This window comes from Pseudomonas entomophila, from assembly GCF_023277925.1.
GTDB classification, from domain to species: domain Bacteria; phylum Pseudomonadota; class Gammaproteobacteria; order Pseudomonadales; family Pseudomonadaceae; genus Aquipseudomonas; species Aquipseudomonas entomophila_D.
Genome location: NZ_CP063832.1, coordinates 833,620 through 854,798 on the forward strand (window position 1 = coordinate 833,620; position 21,179 = coordinate 854,798).

Genomic DNA, 21,179 nt, shown 5'->3' on the forward strand with positions numbered 1-21,179 from the left:
CAGTCGCAGAGAGTCATGGTGCTTGATATCAAAGAGCCCCAGCGTTTTGAGCAGCAGGTCTTCGAGAGTCCAGCCATCTCTGCAGAGTGGATGCGCCTTCCGGGCTCGTATCAACCAGCCTGAAACACATGCCGCAGATACGCCACGAAGTTCTCATCCCGGCATTGGGTCTTCCCAGGGCTATCGGAAATCTTCGCCACAGGCGCGCCGTTGCAGGCAGTCATCTTGATCACCATGTTCATCGGCTTCACCCCAGGAATGTCGCAGGTGAGGTTGGTACCGATGCCGAAGCTGACATGGATCCTGCCATTCAACGCCCGGTACAGCTCAAGCATCTTCTGGAAATCCAACCCATCGGAGAAGATCAACGTCTTGCCCTTCGGGTCGATCCCCAGCCGTTCATAGTGGGCGATGGCCTTCTCGGCCCAGGCCAGCGGTTCGCCCGAGTCATGGCGCAAGCCGTCGAACAGCTTGGCGAAGTACAGGTCGAAATCGCGCATGAAGGCATCCATGCCAATGCAGTCAGTCAGGGCGATACCCAACTGCCCCCGATACTCACGCACCCAGCATTCCAGCGCGGCGGCCTGGCTGTCGACCAACCGTGGGCCAAGCTGCTGGTGGGCCATGAACCATTCGTGGGCCATGGTGCCGATGGGCTTGAGCTGGTACTCGCGGGCCAGGTGCACGTTGCTGGTGCCGACGAAACGCCCTGGGAAGTCGCGCTTGAGGATATGCACCACCTCTTCCTGCACCCGGTAGGAGAAGCGCCGGCGGGTGCCGAAGTCGGCCAGTTGCAGGCCGGCCAGTTCATCCGTGCTGGCTTCGGCCTTGAGCCAGTCGAGCTTCTGGCACAGGCGCTCGCCCACCTGCTCGATCACCACGTCGCGATAGCGGTAGCGGTTGCGCACCTCGGAGATGATCGCCAGCAGCGGGATCTCGAACAGGATCACGTGCAACCAAGGCCCGCGTATGCGGATCGCCAGTTGCCCAGCGTCGTCGAGGCCGACCTGGACATAGCGCAGGTTGAAACGGAACAGGCTGAGAAAACGGATGAAGTCCGGCTTGATGAACGGGATCTTCTCCAGGTACGCCAGCTGGTCGAGGGTCACCGAGACATCGGCCAGTTGCTCGACCTGGTAGCGGATCTCGGCGAGGTAGGGCGCCAGGTCCTCGTCGTTGCGGCAACGGAACTCCCACTCCACCTCGGCGTTGGGGTAGTTGTGCAGCACCGCCTGCATCATGGTGATCTTGTAGAAGTCGGTGTCCAGCAGGTTCTGGACGATCCGTGGGCCAAATACGCTGTCGGTCATGGGCGTGCTTCCTGCAGCAGGGTGAGTCGGGCGTCGAGTGCGGCTTCGTCGGCGCAGAGGTGGATGCCGGCGGCGCTCATCGCGTCGCAGGCGTCGTTGGCGCCTTTGGCGCTCAGGGCACGACAGGCCGGGAGGTACAGCAGCACCTCGAAGCCGGCCCGGCGTAGTTGCAGGGCGGTGGTGCGCACGCAGTAGTCCAGGGCCAGGCCGCCGACGATGATCGCCTGCACCTGTTGCACCTTGAGGTATTCGATCACGCCGGTGGAGCGGCGCTCGGCCAGGTCGTGGTAGCAGGCGCCGTAGGGGTGCAGGTCGGGCTCGACGCCTTTCCAGACGAAATAGTCGTAGTCGATCGGCGCGGGCAGGCCGGGCAGCAGCTCGAAGCCTGGGGTGCCGGGTACGCAGTGGCTTACCCAGGTCAGGTCGGCATTGGCCAGCGCCAGGGGTTGCAGCATCTGACCGGGCTCGGCCACGACCCAGGCGGCGTTGGCCGGGTGGGCGTCCTTGCTGCCCAGGCGCAAGGTGGCGCGGCGGGCCATCAGGTTGAGCGCGGGCGCGATCTGCTCGCCGCCAGGCACCGGCAGTTCCTGCGGGGCGTTGGCGGTGAAGCCGTTCTGCGCGTCGACATCGAAACTGGCGATTTTCATCGGAGGGGTCTCCTCGGCTGGAATGTCGATATAATTCACCTGGTGTATTAAGTGTGTCAAGTGGCAAATAACGATTGATTGGCACTTGATTGATTTATTTTCTCTGGTGGAATATATGGCGATCTTGGACGGGAGCCTTACCGTGAGCACAGCAGAAGTCCTGGCCAGCGTGGATATCGTCGCGCTGCGCCTGTCACCGCACACCCAGCGCCTGCAGGTACTGCTCCATCAGCGTGAGCGCGAGCCCCATGCCGGGCAGTGGGCCTTGCCGGGGGTGATCGTCAACGGGCGCACGCCGGACAACAGCCTCGACGCCGCCGCCGAACGGGCCTTGGCCGAAAAAGCGCGGGTGGTGCCGCGCCACCTGGAACAGGTGGGGACCGAGGGCAATGCCTTCCGTGACCCGCGGGGCTGGTCGCTGAGCACCTATTACCTCGCGTTGCTCGAACCGACCGTGGCGGTGGAGGAGGGGGCGCTGGCGTTCTTCGACCTGGACAGCCTGTTGACGCGCAAAGTGTTGCTGCCGTTCGATCACCGCCTGCTGGTCGAGCGGGCCTGCGAGCGCCTGGCAAGCAAATCGGTGTACACCAGCCTGCCGCTGTACCTTGTCGCGCAGTGCTTCACCGTGCTTGATGCCCTGGCAGCGGTGCAGGCATGCCTGGGCCAGTCGATCAACAATACTTCGCTGCGCAAGCGCCTGGAGCGCATGAAGGCCGCAGGCTGGGTGGAGGACACCGGCGAGAAGCACCAGCCCAGGCTGGGGCGCCCGCAGCAGCTGTACCGGCATACACCGCAAGGGGCAGGGGCCTTCGTGTTCGACCGTAGCCTGCTGGCGGCGGGCTGAAGTCAGCGGGGGCCGCCCGTGCCGTGTGCACGCAGGGCCTTCGCCACTTCGGCCTCGATCTTGTAGGCCGGCCCCTCCAACTCCTGCGAATTGTGGGTGTAGCGCTGGGCGAAGGTCTCGACCCCCAGTTCCTGATACTGCTGCACATGCTTGAGCTCATGGGCCCACAGCGCCACGTTGTCCTCGGCGTCGCCCGGGCGGCGGAAGATGACCGTATCGATCAGGGTCACCGCGTTCACATCGGGGTTCTGCAGCAGTGCATTGGCCGCGCTGATCTGCTGCTCGTCGCCGACCCGGTAGCGGGCGGCGTCGAGCACGGCAAAGTCGTACCAGGGTTCGAGCTGGGCGCGAATGTGCAAGGGGATGGGCTGGGTGCCGTTGGCCGTGGCTTCATCCCGTGCCTGGCGCAGGGCGAAGGCCAGGCTGGCGGCGGCCACGCGCTCGACATCCTGCAACACCTGGCCGCCCTGGCCGGGGTCGATCGGCGCGCAGAAGCACACCACCAGGCACACCTGGTATTGCCCGACGGGGCAGCTGTTCTGGGCGAAAGCCGGCAGGGCCAGCAACAAGCCGAGCAGGGCACTAGCACTCTTCATCGAGCACCTTGTCGACCAGTGTGCGGCTGGAGCGCAGCACCTGCTCCTGGACGTCTTCACTGGCCAGCATCCGCCCGACCACCAGCGCGCCGACGCACTGACTGATCAAGGCCCAGGCCAGTTGCGGGTCTTGCAGGGTGCTGCTCCAGGCATCGTGCAGCGCCACCAGCCAATGCTCGGCTTCTTCACGCACCGGCCGTTCGGCACGGGCGATCTCCACGCCCAGGGGCGGCAGCGGGCAGCCGCCTTCGGCATTGTGCAGGTGGGCGAGGCTCAGGTACTGGTCGAGGCAACGTTTCAGGCGCCCATGATCGGTACCGCGACTGGCCTGTCGCCCCAGTGGGCTGTTTGAAAGTTCTCGGCGAACCACTTCGGTGAACAGGTCATCCTTGGACGGGAAGTGGTTGTAGAACGCACCACCGGTCAGGCCGATGGCCTTCATCAGCCCGGCCACCCCGGTGCTGGCGAAACCGCCGCGCTTGGCCAGCGCGCCACTGCTGGCCAGCAGTTTCTCGCGGGTCTGTTGTTTGTGTTCGAGGGAGTAGCGCATCCGGAAACCTCTTGGCGCTGGCTTGACGTTCGGCTGATCGTAGCATAGCGTTCGTTTACTAAACGATCATTCACCAATGGAGAGGTCCATGGCAGAACAACAAAAAGTCGTGCTGGTGATCGGGGCGGGCGATGCCACTGGGGGCGAGATCGCCAAGCGCTTCGCCCGTGAGGGCTACATCGCCTGCGTCACCCGGCGCCAGGCCGAGAAGCTGCAGCCGCTGGTGGACGAGATCCGCGCGGCGGGCGGGCAGGCCCATGGTTTCGGCTCTGATGCGCGCAAGGAAGAGGAGGTGGCCGAGCTGGTCGAGACCATCGAGCGCGATATCGGCCCGATCGAGGCGTTTGTCTTCAATATCGGCGCCAATGTGCCTTGTAGCGTCCTTGAAGAGACGCCACGCAAGTACTTCAAGATCTGGGAAATGGCGTGTTTCGCCGGTTTCCTCACCGCCCAGGCGGTAGCCCGGCGCATGGTGACCCGCGAGCGCGGCACCATCCTCTTCACCGGCGCCACCGCCGGCACCCGTGGCGCCGCCGGTTTCGCCGCCTTCGCCGGGGCCAAGCACGCCTTGCGCGCCCTGGCCCAGAGCATGGCCCGGGAGCTGGGGCCGCGGAACGTCCATGTCGCCCATGTGGTGGTCGATGGCGCCATCGACACCGCCTTCATCCGTGACACCTTCCCTGAACGCTACGCCCTCAAGGAGCAGGACGGCATCCTCGCCCCGGCGCATATCGCCGACAGCTACTGGTTCCTGCACACTCAGCCGCGGGACGCCTGGACCTTCGAGCTGGACCTGCGCCCCTGGATGGAACGCTGGTAACCCCTCACTCACACAAGGATCGCCGCATGAGCAAGACCGTCGAGTTCTATTTTGACCTGGGCAGCCCGGCCACCTACCTGGGCTGGACCCAGTTGCCCGCCCTCTGTGCCCGCCAGGATGCGCAGCTGGTGTATCGGCCGATGTTGCTGGGGGGCGTGTTCCAGGCCACCGGCAATGCCTCGCCGGTGATGGTGCCGGCCAAAGGGCGCTACATGTTCACCGACCTCCAGCGTTTCGCCGACCGTTACGGTGTGCCGTTCGGGCTGCCACCGGGGTTCCCGGTGAATACGCTGACCCTGATGCGGGGGGTGATCGGCACACAAGTGCAGGCGCCGATGCGGTTCGAGGCGTTACTGAAAGCGTTGTTCGAGGGGTTGTGGGTGCACAGGCGCAACCTGTCGGATCCGGTCGTGCTGGCTGACACCCTGGCACAGGCTGGGTTCGATGCTGAGGCCTTCTTGGCACTGGCTGGCCAGCCTGAGGTCAAGGAGGCGCTCAAGCAGGCGACAGAGAAGGCTGTGAACCGGGGCGTATTCGGGGCGCCGACCTGCTTTGTCGGTGAACAGATGTTCTTTGGCCAGGACCGGCTGGATTTCGTCGAGGAGGCGTTGTTGCGGAGGGCTTTGTAGGAGCGGCTTCAGCCGCGATGCAGGCAACGCGGTGCCATGCACCCGCTGCGCGGGTGATCGCGGCTGAAGCCGCTCCTACAAAAACAGGGCGAGCCAAATCAATCGAGAGTGGGCTTAGCCGCCAACAGTTGCTCGATGCGGCCGCGCTCCCAGATGCTCAGGTGGTCGACTGGGTTGGTGCCGTAGCGGTGCCAGTGTTGGAGATCAGCCTGGCGGCCGTCGGGGCTCTGGCACCCGCTGCAGCAGGCCAGGCCTTCGCCGTCCTGCAGCAGGGTCAATGACCAGCTGTCGATGCGCACTTCGACCTGCCCATCGGGCAGGCGGGCAACAACCTCCAGCACCATGCTGCCAAGGGCGGCATCACGCAGGCATTGCCAGGCTTCCCGGCTGCTGACGATGGGCATTGCGCTATCAGAAGTTCGCCGGGGTGTTGGCGCTGATGATTTCTGCTTCGTCCGGGCCGATGTTCTTGAAGCTGTGCGGCAGCGTGGTGGGGATGTAGTAGCCATCGCCAGCGTTGAGCACGCTGACCTGGCCGTCGACCCACAGCTCCATGGTGCCGCGGGTGACCAGGCCGCATTCCTCGCCTTCGGAATGCACGATCGGCTCGCCGGAGTCGGCGCCTGGCGCATACAGCTCGCGCAGCATGCGCATCTGTCGGCCTTCGACACTGGCGCCGACCAGCAGCATGCGCAGGCCGTTACGGCCCAGGTCCGGCTGCTCGCCGCCACGGAACACGAAGCGCTCCTCGCGCACCGGTTCGTCGAAACTGAAGAACTCCGCCAGGGACATCGGGATGCCCTCGAGCAGCTTTTTCAGGGAACTGACCGAGGGGCTGACACGGTTCTGCTCGATCTGCGAGATCGTCGAATTGGTCAGGCCGCTGCGGCGGGCCAGCTCCCGTTGGGAGAGGTTGTTGCGTTCACGCACCAGCTTGAGTCGTGTCCCCGTGTCCATAGCCGCCTTGTTTGTAGAGGTGTCAAAAATAATGGGCGTCGCATTAAAACACACTCTGCAGGCTTGCGCGCTGTGCGTGTCAGTGGCGCTGGTCGGCTGGCGCGGGCCACAGCCCGACTACCAGCAGCAGCAGGCCCACGGCCAGGAACGGCAGCCGCGCATCGAGGGCATAGACCAGGGTGCCGGCCAGCGGCCCGATCACCGCGCCCATGCCCTGGGCGGCGCCAATGGAGCCGGCGGTGGCGCCTTGTTCGCCGGCCTGCATGGCATTGGCCGCCAGCGCGGAGAACGCCGGGAAGACGAAGCCCATGCCGAATGCGGCGACGAAGAACGCGCTCCACAGCCACGGTGCGTGAGTAGCCAACGCGGCGGCGGCGAAGCCCAGCCCGGAAACGCTGGCACCGATGCGGATCATCTTCGCCGGCGGCCATTCGAGCCGTCGCAGGAACACCTGGGCCACCATCAGGGCCACACCCACGCAGGTCAAGGCAATGCCGGCGGCCTGGGCGGCATCCCCGGCCTCCAGTTGCAGGCGATCGAGGGCGAAGAATCCGACGGCGATCTGCGACACGGTGATGCTGAGCATGGCGCTGAAGGCCACCAGCAGCGGGCGGCGCAGGCGTGGGTCGGACAGCCGCACCGGATTGGGCGCATGGGCCTGGGCCAGTGGCTGGGGCTTGAGCTTGAACAGCAGCACCACGAACGCCGTGGCCGGCAACAGCGACATCGCATAGAACGGCAGGCTCAGGCTGTAGCGCGAGAGCAGCGCGGCCAGTGCCGGGCCCACCACCAGGCCGACGGCGTTGGCCGCGCCCAGCGAGGCCATTGCCCGCGCCCGGTGCTGGGGCTGGACATGGTCGGCGATCAGCGCGTTGCCGCCAACCGGCAACGCGGCATAGAAGGCGCCGATCAGGCCGCGGGCCAGCATCAGGCCGAAGAACGCCAGGGTCGCGCCCGGTAGCCAGCGCAGCGCACCGTCGATGAACAGGCACAGCACCCAGTAGGCCAGGGTGAAGCCGCCGCTGCCCAGCAGCAGTACCCGGCGCCGGCCATAGCGGTCGGCCAGGCGCCCCCAGGGGCGCGCCAGGATCACCCAGACCACGCCGGCCACGGTCACCGCCGCACCGGCCTGCCAGGTGGCCATGCCCAGCAGGCGGGCGATGGGGCCGATCAGGGCGACGAAGGCCATCATCGACATGGTGCAGGCCATGTTGGCCAGCATCAGCGGGCGCAGGTCGAGGGTGCTGGCGGGGGTAAGTGAAGCAGGATCCTTTGCGACGGTCATCGGGCAGTCCAGGGGGCAGTTCGGCAAAATAAGATGCCGATACTAGTAATAATTATTTACATGTGTCGACCCCGAGGGCATGCCGGTGTTCATTCGCTTCGGCGCAATGGGCCTGGCCACATGCTACGCAACACGCCGTCGCGATGCACCAGTGCATGCATCAGCGCCGCCCCCAGGTGCAGCAGTAGGGTGGCGAACAGCAGGTAACCGGCCCAGCCATGGGCCTGGCGCAGCACGGCATACAGCCGCAGGTCGTGGGGCGCGATGGCGGGTAGCTGCAGGGGGCGCGGGTAGCCACCTGCCGATAGCATCGCCCAGCCCAGCAGCGGCATGGCGAGCATCAGGGTGTACAGCAGCAGGTGCGAAGCCCCGGCGGCCAGGCGCTGGGTAGCGGGCAGATCGCGGGGCAGTGGTGGATGGGGCAGGGCCAGGCGCAAGGCGATACGCAGCAGCACCAATGCCAGCAAGGCCAGGCCGGTAGCCTTGTGCAGCTCGACCAGCAAGGGATGCCGGGGCGACAGGTCGCCGACCATGGCCGCGCCAATGAACAGCATGGCCAGGATCAGTGCGGCCATCAGCCAGTGCAACAGACGGGCCAGGGGATGAAAGGCAACGGGGGTCATGGGTGGGCTCCTTCGCTCAGCGCTTCGTGGCTGCGGCGGTTGAACGATACCGAGTAGGCGGCCGAGCGAGCGGCAAGGATCGGGTCGTTGGAGGGTTCGATCCCTCGGGGCAGGATCAGCGGGTCGAAGTTGAGGTCACGGCAGGCGCCTTGTTCCGGGCCATCGACGTGCTCCAGGACCAAGGTGCCGGCGTCGATGCCGCGGCGTTCAATGGGCCATTGACGGGCCGGGTCGTCCACTGGGTCGCCAGGCTCGGCCAGGGTCAGGCGCAGCGTCCAGCGCAATGGGCCCTGAGCCAGGCGTTGTTGCAGGTCGTGCTGGAGGAACTGCTTGTCGTCGACCTGGCCGGGCAGGGCGGTGAAGGGCGTCTCGGGTTGCAGCGACCAGCGTACCGGATGGGGCTGGCCCTTGGCGTCGATCAGGCGAAACGCGTTGATGCTGTTGTAGGCGGTGCTGGCGAAACTGTCGCTTGCCCGGTAGCCGGCCGCCCACTGGCGGAACGCTGCGCTTTCCGGGTGGGCGGCGAAGAATGCCTGCAACCTGGCGGGGTCGGGCTTGCCGGTGGCCGGGTCTGGTGTGGCGGCCAGCACCTGTTCATAGAAGCCTTCGGGTGTGCTCACCGCCAGCACTGGTGGGTTGTTCATGCCGGTGCGCCAGACCTGCCCATCGTCGCTGGCCAGCTGGATCGCCAGGCTGCGCACCGGCACGGCGGTGTCGGGCGCGAACGGGTTGGCGCCGCCAATGGCGAAGCGCCCGATCACAGGCACCCTCTGCTGGCTGAAGACCCTCGCGGTAGAAAGCTGTGCGGCCTGGCCGCTGCTTTGGAAATAGCCACTGACGCACAGGCCCTTGGCGTGGTTCTTTCGATAGCCTGGATGGTGGCCGGCCTGGGCCTCGAAGGTGTCGATGATGCGCTGGGGGGTAAGCCTGGGTGCGCCGATCCAGCCGGCCGCATAGGCAAAGCCCGCACCGAGCGCTGCCAGGGTGGCGCCGATGGCGGCCAGGCGCAGGGCCTTTGTGGGGCCGTTGACGGGAGTCTGCATGTTGGAGGGTTCGCTGCTGGGGAATGAGCCGGTACGACGCCGGGCCTGAAGATTTATTCCGGGGCGGGAATAGATTTCGTGTTGCGCCGTCTGCCTCTTACACTGACTGCCCCGCAGGGCCCGGAAACTGACCATGCACGAACTGGACGACCAACAGTGGCGCGAGCTGTTGCAACGCCTGCGCCGCTTCGCCCTGTGGCTGACCCGCGAGCCCGGCAGCGCCGACGACCTGGTCCAGGCCACGGTCGAGCGCGCCTTGAGCCGCGGGAGCCAACAGCGGGGAGTGGACAGGCTGCGCCCCTGGCTGTTCACCATCCTCTATCGATTGTTTCTCGACGGTAAGCGTCGCGAGCGCCTGCATGCCCGCTGGCTGGCCTGGTTCGGCCGTGGCCAGGCGGCCGAGCCGCTGGGGGCGGATACCGAAAGCATCGTGCTGGCCCAGGCCGACCTGCAGGCCTTCGCCAGGCTGTCGGCCGAGCAACGTGCATTGCTGTTGCTGGTCAGCGTCGAAGGCCTGAGCTACAAGGAGGCCGCCGAAGCGCTCGGCATCCCCATCGGCACGGTGATGTCGCGCCTGTCGCGGGCCCGGGCCGCCCTGCGTGAACTGACCGAGGGCGAGCCTACGCCCCCGGCCTTGCGGAGACTCAAATGACCCCCCTGATCCCCACCGAGCACGAGCTGCACGCCTACGTCGACGAGCGCCTGGACCCGCAGCGACGGGTCGAGGTGCGGGCCTGGCTGGCGGCCAACCCCCAGGAGGCGGCACGCCTCGAAGCCTGGCGCGAGGATGCCCGGCGCCTGCGCGCGGCATTGGCCGGTTTTGGCGAGCGCCCCAGCGATCCGGCCCTCGACCTGGGCCCGTTGCGCCAGCGTCTGCGTCAGCGTCGGCGACGGCAGTTGGCCTCGGCGGCGGTCCTGCTGATCGCCGTCGGCCTGGGCGGGCTGGGCGGTTGGCAGGCGCGGGAGGTGACGCTGATGGCGGGTAGCCTGCCGATGGCCGACGCGGTCCAAGCCCACCGGATGTTCGTCGACGCCACCGCGCTGGATATCCAGGCCAGCGATCCGGTTCAATTGCAAGCCTGGCTGGGCCGCCATTTCAACCGTGTCGGCCAACTGCCGGACCTGGCTGGGTATGGCTTCAAGCCGGTCGGGGCGCGTCTGCTCAGCAACGAGGCGGGGCCGGCGGCGTTGTTGGTATTCCAGGACCGCGACGGGCAACGCATCAGCCTGTTCCTGCGCTCGCCCGGCGAGCACTTCGAGCGCATGCCCACGGGCCAGCGCACCGAGGGGCAGCTCGAGGCGCGCTACTGGTCCCATGGTGACTACAACTTTGCGTTGGTCAGCGCCGTCGATGACGCCCGGGGCGAGCAGGTGCGCCAGGCGCTGGGCGTCAGCCTGTAAGCAGTTCGAGCAAGCGCTGGCGGGCCAGCGAGCCGTCGCCGGCGCGCCAGGCCAGATAAAGCGGCAAGGGCGCGGCGACATCCCGCAGTGGGCGGAAGGCGTGGTTGCTGGACACCGTTGCAGAGCGGTGTGGCCCCGGCGCTGAAGCGGGGGACGCTCGACGGAAACTACTCGGTTTTGCGAGCAAGCCCCGAGACGATCGCCACAACCAGCAGGCCGATGGCCCAACCGAATAGAGTTTGCACCCAGATCAGCAGGCGCACGCCGTGTTCGACGGAGTGCGAGAGGTACTCTACCATCCAATCTTCGTTGGGTGTGGGTACGCGAGGCGCCCAATCAGACTCTTGCTTGAGGTCGACAAAGGGCATAAGGATATCCAATGAATAGGCAAGGGGGCTGAACCCTGAGTATTCCGCGGGTAGTTTTTCGCACAGGTACCAGTTGCCTTTCCCTGCGACGGATACGTCAGGGTTGCGCAAATTCCACGTCTCGAGACCGTCGGGTTGGCAGGCTTGGTAGGCGGGGTTCTGGAATATCAGAGGGTCGCTCGGTGCGAAGATACCCAAGAGTGCGGCATACCAATAGATGGCCCCGCATACGATCCACGTTCCGACAAACCAATACAGAAGCCTGATCGGGCGGTAGCCATAGCCAGTGAAGAAGCCATAGGTCCAGTGCAGAAAACGAGTCAGGGTGCGACTGACGGAATCTCTGCGCCTACGTTTCGAAGCAGGATCAGCCTGGCCTACCATACCCAGCTTGCGTTTTTCGTTTTCCAGTGCGATCCCGATTTCACGTGCCTCTGAGAAGTGCGCCATATCCTCCAGCACGTTCTTAAGGTGCCACCAGGGTTGAGGACGGAAATTTTCGGGAGTCGACTGATTGTCCACTTTCTTTCGCTCAGTGCATTTGGCTAGCAGGAATTTGAGGTGCTGAAACCTGGTGGGGCGCCGAGGTTTATCAGTGCTGCGCTGTGCACTGAGGCCTGCAACCTGTGAGCGTAACCAATCAAGCCGATGCTGTGTGCTAAATGACTGGTTGACTGCCAGAGTGTCGTACTTGAAACCGTTGAGGACGATCCGCTTTCCCCAGCTCGTTAAGTCGTCGTGCAGGCGTGCCACATGTGCGTTGGCCAGGGAGGCGTTGCGTAGAGGCACTTCAAGCTTTTGCAGATCCAGAGTGCCCTTGATTCGAGCACCCTCAAGACTGAGTGACAGAGGCCCTTGGACGGTGAACTCGGAGCCAGCGCAACGAAGTTCACCTTCAATGGTAGCGTCGTTGAAAACTACACAGCTATCCGCTTTGATCTTCAGGACAACCTTGCCGAGGATCGTCGACTGGCTGAGCGTAAGTGAACGTCCGTTATCGGGCGACTCAAAACGGGCGTCATGGCAAATCAGGTCGCCCTCGAGTCGTGTACACAGCAGCCGGACAGTTCCCTGAGCACTGAACCCGTCGCTAAGCCTTACATCCCTGCCGACTACGGCGGCATCGGCGGATAGAGCCTGACCATTGGCCGCGAGGATTCGGGTGCCCCGACAAATCAATTGTTGACTGATTCGAGTCGTTATCAGTCGGACTTCCCCGGTGATGTCGGCATTCGATAAGTCCAGGTTGCCGTCGATGTAGGCTCCGTCGAAGCAGATGGCCTCCCCAGCGGCCTCGAACCGTCCAGCCAGAACGGCTCGATCATTTATCTGGGCCTTGTTGAAAACGACGGGGCCTTTAGCGCTGAAGCTCCTGATCAGAAACACTCCTTGCCGGAGGGTTGCACCATAGGCTTCCACTGCAGGTTCACCCTGGCCGTCAAAGGAGCCCGCAAGGGCGAACATCCCGTCAACCTGGGCATTGGCAAGGTGGACCTGGCCGTTCGCCGTGGCGTTGTGCAGCATTGAGAAATTCTGTTTTACATGAGAGCCAAAAAAATCGAGTGCCGGGCCGCTATGACTGGTAAGTGTGGCACCGTCCAGCGAGAAGTCACCGCCTATCGTTGCATTGAGACAGACGATGCATCTGTGGCCACCCTCCAACCTGGAATTGACAAGGCTGATATCAGACTCGATTACGGCATTTGTCAGATTCAGGGCATGCTTTTCCCCTCCGTGAAGCAAACTTGCGACACATGCGAGCCCGCCCCTGATCTCGACCCCTCCAAGATCCAAGCTGCCTGTAACCTGGATGTTGTCGAAGCTCACATCGCCAGTAATTTTTGCCCCAGGGGCTGAAAGCCCTGTCGCATTGTCATCGTCGATGATCGTTCTCGAAAGGTTGAGGCTACCGTGAATGAGGCTGCGAGGGGCAACCATCGAAGGCATTCGGCATTCGTCCAGATTTATCGGGCCGCGGAGGGTGGTATCGCTAAAGACGAGCGGTTGATCGAATGTGCAGTGAGAGAGGTCGAAAGGTGCGCAGGTGGTAGCGTTCTGTAGATCCAGCGAGCCTTGAACGTAGGCACCCCGCAATCGGATACCTCGTTCATGTACAGCGATATCTTGGCCACCGCCCAGAATCAGGAACCTCAGAAAACCTGCGCGTATGGTCTGGATGGGGTGAGGGACTCTGGGCCGATTCAGGTTCAGCACTAGTTGCTGACCATCCCTGCAATGATCGAGAAGCTTCTGTTCCGCTACCGTCAGTTGCCCGAAATCGTCGAGTGACCTTCCTTTGGTTTTGATCGTGCTCACTGTCGTCCCAGTCAAAATTAATGCAGGCCAGGTGGGTCATCGCGAAGCCTGCGGTTGATACATGCAGAAGGTCAGGTACTGACACTTCGTTTTAATCAAGCTCAAGCCAGATCGGCGCATGGTCCGACGGCTTCTCCATCCCGCGCAGCTCATAGTCGACCCCGGCCGCCTTCAGCCGCGGCAGCAGCCCCTGCGAAGCCATGATCAGGTCGATTCGCAGCCCGCGCTTGGGTTCATCCTCGAACCCGCGGCTGCGGTAGTCGAACCAGCTGAAGCGGTCGGCCACCTCCGGGTGCAGGTGGCGGAAGCTGTCGACCAGGCCCCAGCCCTTCAGGCGCTCCATCCACTCGCGCTCCTCGGGCAGGAAGCTGCACTTGCCGGTCTTCAGCCAGCGCTTGGCGTTGTCCGGGCCGATGCCGATGTCGCAGTCCTGGGGCGAGATGTTCATGTCACCCATCACCAGCACCGGCTGGCCATTCTGGAACTGGCCTTCGAGCAGGGCCTGCAGGTCGCTGTAGAAGCGCTGCTTGGCTGGGAACTTGGTGGGGTGGTCGCGGCTCTCGCCCTGGGGGAAGTAGCCGTTCATCACGGTGATCGGCGTGCCGTCGCGGTCGGCGAAGGTGCCCCAGATGAAGCGGCGCTGGGCATCCTCTTCATCGCTGGCGAACCCCTTGGACAGCGACAGCGGCTTTTCCCGCGAGAGCAGGGCGACGCCGTAGTGGCCCTTCTGGCCGTGGTAGTGCACGTGGTAGCCGAGCGCTTCGACATCTTTGAGCGGGAACTGATCGTCACTGACCTTGGTTTCCTGCAGGCCGATCACGTCCGGCTGGTGTTTGTCGATCAGCGCTGCCAGCTGGTGCGGGCGGGCGCGTAGGCCGTTGATGTTGAACGAGACGATCTTCATGGAAAGACGATCCTGGTAAAAGCCTCGGATGCTAGCCGACATCGCCCGCAACGGCCAGCGTGGCGCCCTTGGTTTGGCGCTGCTAACGTGCTCTGGTGAGGTGAACGTTACGCACTGGAGCACCTCCAAGGCACTGTACGCCCATTCCAGGAGGACTGCCCGCCATGCCCGACGCCACTGCCGCCCCGGCCCAGGTCACCCTGCTCGATGCGGGTTTCGCCCGTGAAGCGCGTTCGCTGCTCTACCACGCCTACCGACACGAACCGACCTTCGCCTGGTTGTTCGAGGGCCTGCGGCCGGGCTACGAACGCCGACTGCGGGTGATGGTGCGCGAATGGGTGCGCCAGCACTTCTACCTGGCGCTTCCGGCGATCGGTTTGCTGGTGGAGGATCGCCTGGTGGGGCTTGCCTTGATCGTGCCGCCGCACCGGCGCCTGGGGGTGGCCGACAGCTGGGCCTGGCGCCTGCGCATGATCCTGGGCACCGGCTTGCGTTGCACTCGGCGCTACCTGGACTACCAAGCCGCGCTTGCCGGTTGCCTGCCTGGCGAGCAGGTGCATGTGTTGCCGTTGCTGGGGGTGCATCCGCAATTCCAGGGCCAGCACTATGGCGAACAGCTCTTGCAGGCGGTGCATGACTGGTGCGCCGAGGACCCGGACACCGATGGCGTGGTGCTGGATACCGGCAACGCCCACTACCTGGCGTTCTACCAGCGCCAGGGTTATGAAGAGATCGGTGAGATTGCTGTAGGGCCAATCCGAGAGAGGGTGTTCTTTCACCCGAATCCTGTGTCGTCCAAGGTATCAAACCTGTGACTGGTATTTACTGACGGCTCCGTTGAGTGTGTGGCTCTGGTAGCATGCGCCGCATGACGTATTCAGGAAGACTTGGCTGGGGCCTGCTGTTGTTGGTCGCCAGCTCCATGGCATGGGCACAGAGCGAATTGCTGGTGCGGGTGAAACCCGCCAACAAGGCGCTCAAGGCCAATATCGAAGGTTATATCGGCAACCTTGGGGATCGCGACGAAGAGGCGCTGGCGCGCTTCAGCCGCGGTGCCGAGGAGCAGGCGCGCAAGGCAGCCCAGGCGCTGGGCTACTACCAGGCGCAGATCGACGCCGAGGTCAAGCCGCCACCAGACAACGACAAGCCAGCGCAACTGATCCTGCGCGTGGACCCGGGTGAGCCGGTGCGCCTGCGCAACGTGACGGTGCGCATCGAGGGGCCGGCCAGCGAACTCAAGGCGTTCCGCATTCCCGACAGCAAGGCGCTGCGCCCGGGTGAACAGCTCAATCATGGTCACTACGAGGACGCCAAGCGGCTGATCCAGAACCAGGCGTCGCGCTATGGTTTCTTTGCCGGCCGCTTCGAGCGTCAGCGCCTGGCGGTCGACCCACAAGCCGGCGTGGCCGATATCGAGCTCATCTACCAGAGCGGCCCGCGCTATCGCCTGGGGGCGGTGACCTTCGGCGGCGATGCGCCGCTGGACAACGACCTGCTGCAGCGCATGGTGTCGTTCAAACCTGGCACGCCCTATGACTCCGAACTGATCGCCGAACTCAACAACGACCTGCAATCGAGCGGCTACTTCGAAGGGGTGCGTGTCGACGCGGCGCCGACCTCCGCGGTGGGTGAGGATATCCCGGTGGCTGTCCAGCTCGATATCCGCAAGCCGCGCACCCTGGGGCTTGGCCTGGGCTTCTCGACGGACGTCGGCCCGCGTGGCAAGGCCAACTGGACCCGGCACTGGGTCAACCCGCAAGGCCACAGCTATGGCTGGGAAACCGAACTGTCCGCCCCACGGCAGAACGTCGGCTTGTGGTACGACGTTCCCCTGGACCCGCCCCTGACCGACAAGCTGCGTTTCGCAGGTGGTTACCAGAACGAAGAGCTTGCCGGCACCGACACCCTGAGCAAGCTGCTCACCGTCGGCCCCGAGTGGCACAGCAAGCTGGCCAGCGGCTGGCAGCGGGTGATCTCGCTGAAGTACCAGCGTGAAGAATATCGTCTGGGCGACGATTCGGGCCTGAGCAACCTGTTGATGCCCGGCGTCAGCTTCTCCTACCTGCGCAGTGACAACCGCATCGACCCGCACAACGGCTATCGCCTGCAGTTCGACCTGCAGGCGGCCAAGGAGGGCCTGGGCTCGGACACCAACCTGGTACACGGCAACGTGCTGCTCAAGGGCCTGACCACCCTCGGCCAGAACCACCGGTTCCTGGGGCGTCTGCAGTTCGGTGGCAGCGCCACCAATGGCTACCAGCAGAACATCCCGCCGTCGCTGCGCTTCTTCGCCGGTGGTGACCAGAGCGTGCGCGGCTATGACTACCAGTCGCTGTCGCCGACCAACAACAAGGGCGACAAAATCGGTGGCCGCTACCTGGTGGCGGGCAGCGCCGAGTACCAGTATTCGATCGCCGAAAAATGGCGCCTGGCGACCTTTATCGACCAGGGCAACTCATTCAATTCGCTGGAACTGCCCAGCCTCAAGACGGGCGTCGGTGTCGGCGTGCGCTGGGTCTCGCCGGTCGGTCCGTTGCGCCTGGACCTGGCCCATGCGCTGGACGACGATGGCGGGTTCCGTTTGCATTTCTCCATGGGGCCTGAACTGTGACGCGCGTGTTCAAATCCATTTTCCTGGGCCTGTTGGCACTGTTGCTGCTGGTTGCCCTGGTGCTGGGCCTGGTGCTGGGCACCCAGGCCGGCAGCCGCTGGGTGCTGGGGCAGGTCCCCGGGGTGCAGGTCGACGATTTTGCAGGTCACCTGGGTGGCGCCTGGCAGGCCAGCCAGCTGCGCTGGAGCGACGGCGATAACCGTGTGGAACTGCTGGCGCCGCAACTGAGCTGGTCGCCCGCGTGCCTGCTGCGGGCCACCCTTTGTATCGAGCGGTTGCAAGCTAAGCGCATCGACATGGCCTTTGCCCCGAGCGAGGCGCAGGCCGATAGCGGCTCGCTGAGGTTGCCGGCCTTGCGCCTGCCGTTGGCCATCGAAGTGGGTGAGGTCAACGTGGGCCAGGTGCGCCTGGATGGCGATGACCTGCTCGGGGATGTGCAACTGGCGGCGCGCTGGACCACCGCAGGCCTTCAGGTAGACAGCCTGCAATTGCGCCGCGACGACCTGCGCCTGGAGCTGAAAGGTGAACTGCAACCGGAAGGTGACTGGCCCGTGCAGTTGCACGGCACGCTGCAGTTGCCCGCCGTCGATGGCCAGGCCTGGCAACTGGACCTGAATGCCAAGGGTGAATTGCACAATACCCTGGCCCTGGACGCGACCAGCCGGGGTTATCTCGACGCCCACCTGACGGGGGAGCTGCAAGCCCTGGCCGAGCATTTACCCGCCAGCGTCAGTCTTCGCGCCGATGCCTTCAAACCGGCCGGCAGCTTGCCCGACACCCTGCAACTGAATCAGCTGCGGCTGGATGCCCGGGGTGACCTGCTCAAGGGCTACCAGGTGTCCGGGGCGGCCAGTCTGCCCGCCGAGCAGGGGCCAGTCGGCCTGGTGCTGGCCGGCAAGGTCGATGCCAAGGGCGCCCGTATCGACGCCCTGGACCTCAACGCCAGCGACACCCAGCGATTGAAGCTGCAGGCCAATGCCGACTGGCAGAAAGGCCTGAGCGCCGACGCCACCCTCGACTGGCAGGACTTCCCTTGGTTGCGTCTCTACCCCCTGGAGCAGCCGCCCCAGGTCACGCTAAAGCGGTTCAATGCCCAGGTGCAGTATCGCGACGGCAACTACAAGGGCGCCTTCGGCGGTGAGCTCGATGGCCCAGCCGGCGCATTCAAGCTGGCCAGCCCATTCGAGGGCGATCTCGCCCAGGTTCGCCTGTCGCCGCTGGCCTTGAGCGCGGGGCAGGGCAAGGCGGGCGGCAGCCTCGCATTGCGCTTCGCCGACACCCTGGCCTGGGATGTCGACCTGCAACTGTCGGCGCTCGATCCGGCCTACTGGCTGGCGGAACTGCCCGGCACCCTGGCGGGGCCACTGCGCAGCCAGGGCGAGTTGAAGAACGACCAGCTCAAGCTCACGGCGCAACTCGACCTCAAGGGCCGCCTGCGTGGCCAGCCGGCGCAGCTCAAGGTCGATGCCGATGGCGGAGGTGACAACTGGACGCTGGGCAGCCTGACCGTGCAGCTGGGTGACAACCGCATCAACGGCAGCGGCAGCCTGCAACAGCGCCTGGCCGGGCGTATCGACCTCGACCTGCCGCGCCTTGGCCAGCTCTGGCCGCAGTTGCAGGGGCAGGCCAAGGGGCGCCTGGACGTCAGTGGCACCCTGGCGGCGCCGCAAGGCACCCTGGTGTTGCAGGGGCAGCAGTTGGCACAGGCCGACAACCGCGTGCAGCGGCTCGACCTGGATGCGCGCCTGGACAACGCGCAGCGCGGGCTCGTCACGCTCAAGGCCGGCAATATCCGCCTGGGCGACACCGCCTTGGGCACCCTCGATGTGCAAGGCAAGGGCGATGCCCGTCAGCAGGCCGCGACACTGGCCCTGGACGGCCCGCAGCTCAAGCTCGACTTGGCCCTGGATGGCGCCTTGAGCAAGGGCGATTGGCGCGGGCGCCTGGCCAGTGGCCGAATCCAGGCCGGCGGCCAGGACTGGCAATTGCAGGCACCCACCCGCCTGCAGCGCCTGGCCAGCGGCCAGTTGGACTTGGGTGCGCACTGCTGGCGTTCGGGCCAGGCCAGCCTGTGCAGCGAGGAGCAGCGCCTGGCCCCGGAGCCGCGCCTGCGCTACCACCTCAAGCAGTTCCCACTGGACAGCCTGGCGCAGTGGCTGCCCAAGGACTTCGCCTGGCAAGGGCTGCTCAACGCCGACATCAACCTCGACATGCCCGCCAGCGGGCCCAAGGGCAGCGTCCGTGTCGACGCCGGCGCGGGCACCTTGCGCGTGCGTGACAAGGGGCGTTGGATCGACTTCCCGTATCAAGTGCTGCGTCTGGACAGCAACCTTGCGCCGCGCCGGGTCGATACCCGCCTGGATTTCCGTGGCGAGCGCCTGGGTGAACTGAGCCTCGACGCCCGGCTCGACCCCCTGGGGCGCAACAAACCGTTGTCCGGTGAATTCCGCCTGGCCGGCCTCGACCTGGCGATCGCCCGGCCGTTCCTGCCGATGGTCGAGCGCCTGGCCGGCCAGCTCAATGGCAGTGGGCGTCTGTCGGGCAGCCTGCTGGCCCCCCAGGTCAATGGCAGCCTGGCCCTGACCGGCGGTGAAGTCAGTGGCGCCGAGTTGCCCATCAGCCTGCAGGCGCTTTCGTTGCGTGCGTTGATCGCGGGCGAGCAGGTTCAGCTCAGCGGCGACTGGCGCAGTGGCGATGCCGGGCGTGGGCAATTGGCCGGGCAAATGACCTGGGGGCAGGCGCTGGCCATGGACCTGCGCCTGCAGGGGCAGCAATTGCCGGTCAGCGTCGAGCCCTACGCGGCCCTTGAGGTGGCGCCGGACCTGAACATCCGCCTGGTCGACGACAAACTGGCGATCACCGGCAAGGTGCGGGTGCCAAAGGGCACGATCACCGTGCGTGAGCTGCCTCCCTCGACCGTCAAGGTGTCGGACGACACGGTGATCGTCGGGCACCAGACCGAAGCGGGCAAACCGCCCTTGGCGATGGCCATGGACATCGACGTCGAGGTGGGCAGCGACAAGCTGTCATTCAGTGGTTTCGGCCTGACCGCCAACGTGCTCGGCCACGTGCACATCGGTGACAACCTCGATACCCGTGGTGAGTTGAGCCTGGCCGATGGGCGTTATCGCGCCTATGGCCAGAACCTCGCCATCCGCAGGGCGCGGTTGCTGTTCGCCGGCCCGATCGACCAGCCGTACCTGGACATCGAAGCCATTCGCAAGGTGGACGATGTGATCGCCGGCATCCGCCTCAGCGGCAGCGCCGAACAACCCACCACGAAGGTGTTCTCCGAGCCTGCGATGAGCCAGGAGCAGGCCTTGTCCTACCTGGTGCTGGGCAGGCCACTGAACAGCACGGGCGAGGACAGCAACAGGGTGGCCGAGGCGGCACTGGGGTTGGGGCTGGTGGGGGCCGAAGGGCTGACGGCGGGCCTGGCGTCGAACTTGGGTATCGATGACTTCCAGCTGGATACCCAGGGCGCGGGCAACACCACCAGTGTGGTCGCCAGCGGCAACCTGACCGAGCGCCTGAGCCTGCGTTACGGCGTGGGGGTGTTCGAGCCTGCCAATACCATCGCCTTGCGTTACAAGCTGAGCAAGAAGGTCTACCTGGAGGCCGCCAGCGGCCTGGCCAGTTCGCTGGATATCTTCTACAAGCGCGACTTCTGACAGCCCGCCAGCATCCTCATCGCCCCTTGTGGTCGGTGAGGATGCCACTGGCCGTGTTCTCCTTCGGCCGTCCTTTCCATACATGCCGTGATCCTGTCCATGGATCCTCCTGCGCACCGGGCCGCTCAGCGAGTGTGATGGTCCTGGCGACGAATATTGCCGATCTGGCGCAGGCTCAATCCGTATTTGTCAGCCAGCAGGCTGCGCGACAGGCCGTCCGCGCTTTCCCTCTGGATCTGCTGGTTGCGCAACTGGCGCTGGAAGTGGTCGGCCTTGGGGATCTCCAGGGCGATGCCCGCGAAGCGTTCGATCAGCGCGTCAAGTGCTTCGGCTGGCAGCACGTCGACCAGTTTGGTGCGCTCGCGGTGCTTGGGGATGTACTTGGGACGGCCCCCGAAAGCACAGGTCAGGTGGTAGGCATTTTCGATGCCGATGCATTCGATCAACGATTGCAGGGAGTGCGGCAGCTGGCTTACTTCTATGTTGTTGAGGTCTGGCATTTCCATACAGGCATTCCTTCTACTGAATCTAGTTGTCATGACGCTTGACCGTCGATGGCAAGTGTCGAGGGTGCCACTGGGTGGCTTGGCTCGATTCTCAGTTA

The 21,179-nt window shown here is 64.9% G+C and carries 21 protein-coding genes; 8 read left to right on the plus strand and 13 right to left on the minus strand.

What is annotated here, in order from left to right:
- Positions 1–110: 110 nt before the first annotated feature.
- The gene (gene pncB, locus IM733_RS03705; RefSeq protein WP_248919591.1) at positions 111–1,310 is read right to left on the minus strand and encodes a nicotinate phosphoribosyltransferase; all 1,200 of its coding nucleotides are present in this window, start codon (positions 1,308–1,310) and stop codon (positions 111–113) included.
- Positions 1,307–1,957, minus strand: a complete 651-nt coding sequence (locus IM733_RS03710) for a nicotinamidase (RefSeq protein WP_248919592.1) — start codon at positions 1,955–1,957, stop codon at positions 1,307–1,309. The genes pncB and IM733_RS03710 overlap by 4 nt, the downstream gene beginning before the upstream one ends.
- Before the next feature lie 142 nt (positions 1,958–2,099).
- Here IM733_RS03710 and IM733_RS03715 point away from each other — a divergent pair, with 142 nt between their 5' ends.
- Positions 2,100–2,801, plus strand: coding sequence for an NUDIX hydrolase (locus IM733_RS03715; RefSeq protein ID WP_248919593.1), 702 nt, complete (start codon positions 2,100–2,102; stop codon positions 2,799–2,801).
- A gap of 2 nt (positions 2,802–2,803) precedes the next feature.
- Here the strand turns inward: IM733_RS03715 and IM733_RS03720 are convergent, their stop codons facing one another.
- Both IM733_RS03720 and IM733_RS03725 read right to left on the minus strand, forming a co-directional pair.
- Positions 2,804–3,397, minus strand: a complete 594-nt coding sequence (locus IM733_RS03720; protein ID WP_248919594.1) for an eCIS core domain-containing protein — start codon at positions 3,395–3,397, stop codon at positions 2,804–2,806.
- Entirely contained in the window at positions 3,384–3,947 is a 564-nt protein-coding gene (locus IM733_RS03725) for a TetR/AcrR family transcriptional regulator (RefSeq protein WP_248919595.1), read from the minus strand. The genes IM733_RS03720 and IM733_RS03725 overlap by 14 nt, the downstream gene beginning before the upstream one ends.
- A gap of 88 nt (positions 3,948–4,035) precedes the next feature.
- Here IM733_RS03725 and IM733_RS03730 point away from each other — a divergent pair, with 88 nt between their 5' ends.
- Positions 4,036–4,767, plus strand: a complete 732-nt coding sequence (locus IM733_RS03730; RefSeq protein WP_248919596.1) for an SDR family oxidoreductase — start codon at positions 4,036–4,038, stop codon at positions 4,765–4,767.
- A gap of 26 nt (positions 4,768–4,793) precedes the next feature.
- Entirely contained in the window at positions 4,794–5,396 is a 603-nt protein-coding gene (locus IM733_RS03735) for a 2-hydroxychromene-2-carboxylate isomerase (RefSeq protein WP_248919597.1), read from the plus strand.
- A gap of 98 nt (positions 5,397–5,494) precedes the next feature.
- On the opposite strand, the gene IM733_RS03740 is transcribed toward IM733_RS03735, so the two are convergent.
- The 5 genes from IM733_RS03740 to IM733_RS03760 all read right to left on the minus strand — a co-directional run bounded on the left by IM733_RS03740 (position 5,495) and on the right by IM733_RS03760 (position 9,304).
- Positions 5,495–5,800, minus strand: coding sequence for a DUF7693 family protein (locus IM733_RS03740; protein ID WP_248919598.1), 306 nt, complete (start codon positions 5,798–5,800; stop codon positions 5,495–5,497).
- A gap of 7 nt (positions 5,801–5,807) precedes the next feature.
- Entirely contained in the window at positions 5,808–6,353 is a 546-nt protein-coding gene (locus tag IM733_RS03745; RefSeq protein ID WP_011533300.1) for a cupin domain-containing protein, read from the minus strand.
- 79 nt (positions 6,354–6,432) lie between these two features.
- Entirely contained in the window at positions 6,433–7,638 is a 1,206-nt protein-coding gene (locus IM733_RS03750; RefSeq protein ID WP_248919599.1) for an MFS transporter, read from the minus strand.
- 89 nt (positions 7,639–7,727) lie between these two features.
- Positions 7,728–8,261 (minus strand): cytochrome b, encoded by a 534-nt coding sequence (locus tag IM733_RS03755; RefSeq protein ID WP_248919600.1) that lies wholly within the window; start codon positions 8,259–8,261, stop codon positions 7,728–7,730.
- Positions 8,258–9,304, minus strand: a complete 1,047-nt coding sequence (locus tag IM733_RS03760; protein WP_248919601.1) for a catalase family peroxidase — start codon at positions 9,302–9,304, stop codon at positions 8,258–8,260. Before IM733_RS03760 ends, IM733_RS03755 begins: the two co-directional genes overlap by 4 nt.
- Before the next feature lie 133 nt (positions 9,305–9,437).
- Here IM733_RS03760 and IM733_RS03765 point away from each other — a divergent pair, with 133 nt between their 5' ends.
- Together IM733_RS03765 and IM733_RS03770 are read left to right on the plus strand one after the other, a co-directional pair.
- The gene (locus IM733_RS03765; protein ID WP_248919602.1) at positions 9,438–9,956 is read left to right on the plus strand and encodes a sigma-70 family RNA polymerase sigma factor; all 519 of its coding nucleotides are present in this window, start codon (positions 9,438–9,440) and stop codon (positions 9,954–9,956) included.
- Positions 9,953–10,705: an anti-sigma factor family protein gene (locus IM733_RS03770; protein WP_248919603.1), complete on the plus strand. Its 753-nt coding sequence runs from the start codon at positions 9,953–9,955 to the stop codon at positions 10,703–10,705. The genes IM733_RS03765 and IM733_RS03770 overlap by 4 nt, the downstream gene beginning before the upstream one ends.
- Here IM733_RS03770 and IM733_RS25520 read toward each other — a convergent pair.
- The 3 genes from IM733_RS25520 to xthA all read right to left on the minus strand — a co-directional run bounded on the left by IM733_RS25520 (position 10,695) and on the right by xthA (position 14,293).
- The gene (locus IM733_RS25520; protein ID WP_283107515.1) at positions 10,695–10,820 is read right to left on the minus strand and encodes a hypothetical protein; all 126 of its coding nucleotides are present in this window, start codon (positions 10,818–10,820) and stop codon (positions 10,695–10,697) included. The genes IM733_RS03770 and IM733_RS25520 overlap by 11 nt on opposite strands.
- Before the next feature lie 52 nt (positions 10,821–10,872).
- Positions 10,873–13,389 carry a hypothetical protein gene (locus tag IM733_RS03775; protein ID WP_248919604.1) on the minus strand — a complete coding sequence of 839 codons (2,517 nt, stop codon included), beginning with the start codon at positions 13,387–13,389 and terminating at the stop codon, positions 10,873–10,875.
- Positions 13,390–13,480: 91 nt separating this feature from the next.
- Positions 13,481–14,293 carry an exodeoxyribonuclease III gene (gene xthA, locus IM733_RS03780; protein ID WP_213660552.1) on the minus strand — a complete coding sequence of 271 codons (813 nt, stop codon included), beginning with the start codon at positions 14,291–14,293 and terminating at the stop codon, positions 13,481–13,483.
- Positions 14,294–14,457: 164 nt separating this feature from the next.
- Here xthA and IM733_RS03785 point away from each other — a divergent pair, with 164 nt between their 5' ends.
- Genes IM733_RS03785 through IM733_RS03795 form a run of 3 tightly spaced genes read left to right on the plus strand, consistent with a single transcriptional unit; the run spans position 14,458 to position 20,575 of the window.
- Positions 14,458–15,108 (plus strand): GNAT family N-acetyltransferase, encoded by a 651-nt coding sequence (locus IM733_RS03785; protein WP_248919605.1) that lies wholly within the window; start codon positions 14,458–14,460, stop codon positions 15,106–15,108.
- Positions 15,109–15,161: 53 nt separating this feature from the next.
- On the plus strand, positions 15,162–16,904 hold the full coding sequence (locus IM733_RS03790; protein ID WP_248919606.1) for an autotransporter assembly complex protein TamA: 1,743 nt from the start codon (positions 15,162–15,164) through the stop codon (positions 16,902–16,904).
- Complete coding sequence (locus IM733_RS03795; RefSeq protein WP_248919607.1) at positions 16,901–20,575, plus strand: translocation/assembly module TamB domain-containing protein; 3,675 nt, start codon at positions 16,901–16,903, stop codon at positions 20,573–20,575. Before IM733_RS03790 ends, IM733_RS03795 begins: the two co-directional genes overlap by 4 nt.
- A gap of 125 nt (positions 20,576–20,700) precedes the next feature.
- On the opposite strand, the gene IM733_RS03800 is transcribed toward IM733_RS03795, so the two are convergent.
- Positions 20,701–21,081 (minus strand): Mor transcription activator family protein, encoded by a 381-nt coding sequence (locus IM733_RS03800; protein WP_248919608.1) that lies wholly within the window; start codon positions 21,079–21,081, stop codon positions 20,701–20,703.
- Positions 21,082–21,179: the final 98 nt, after the last annotated feature.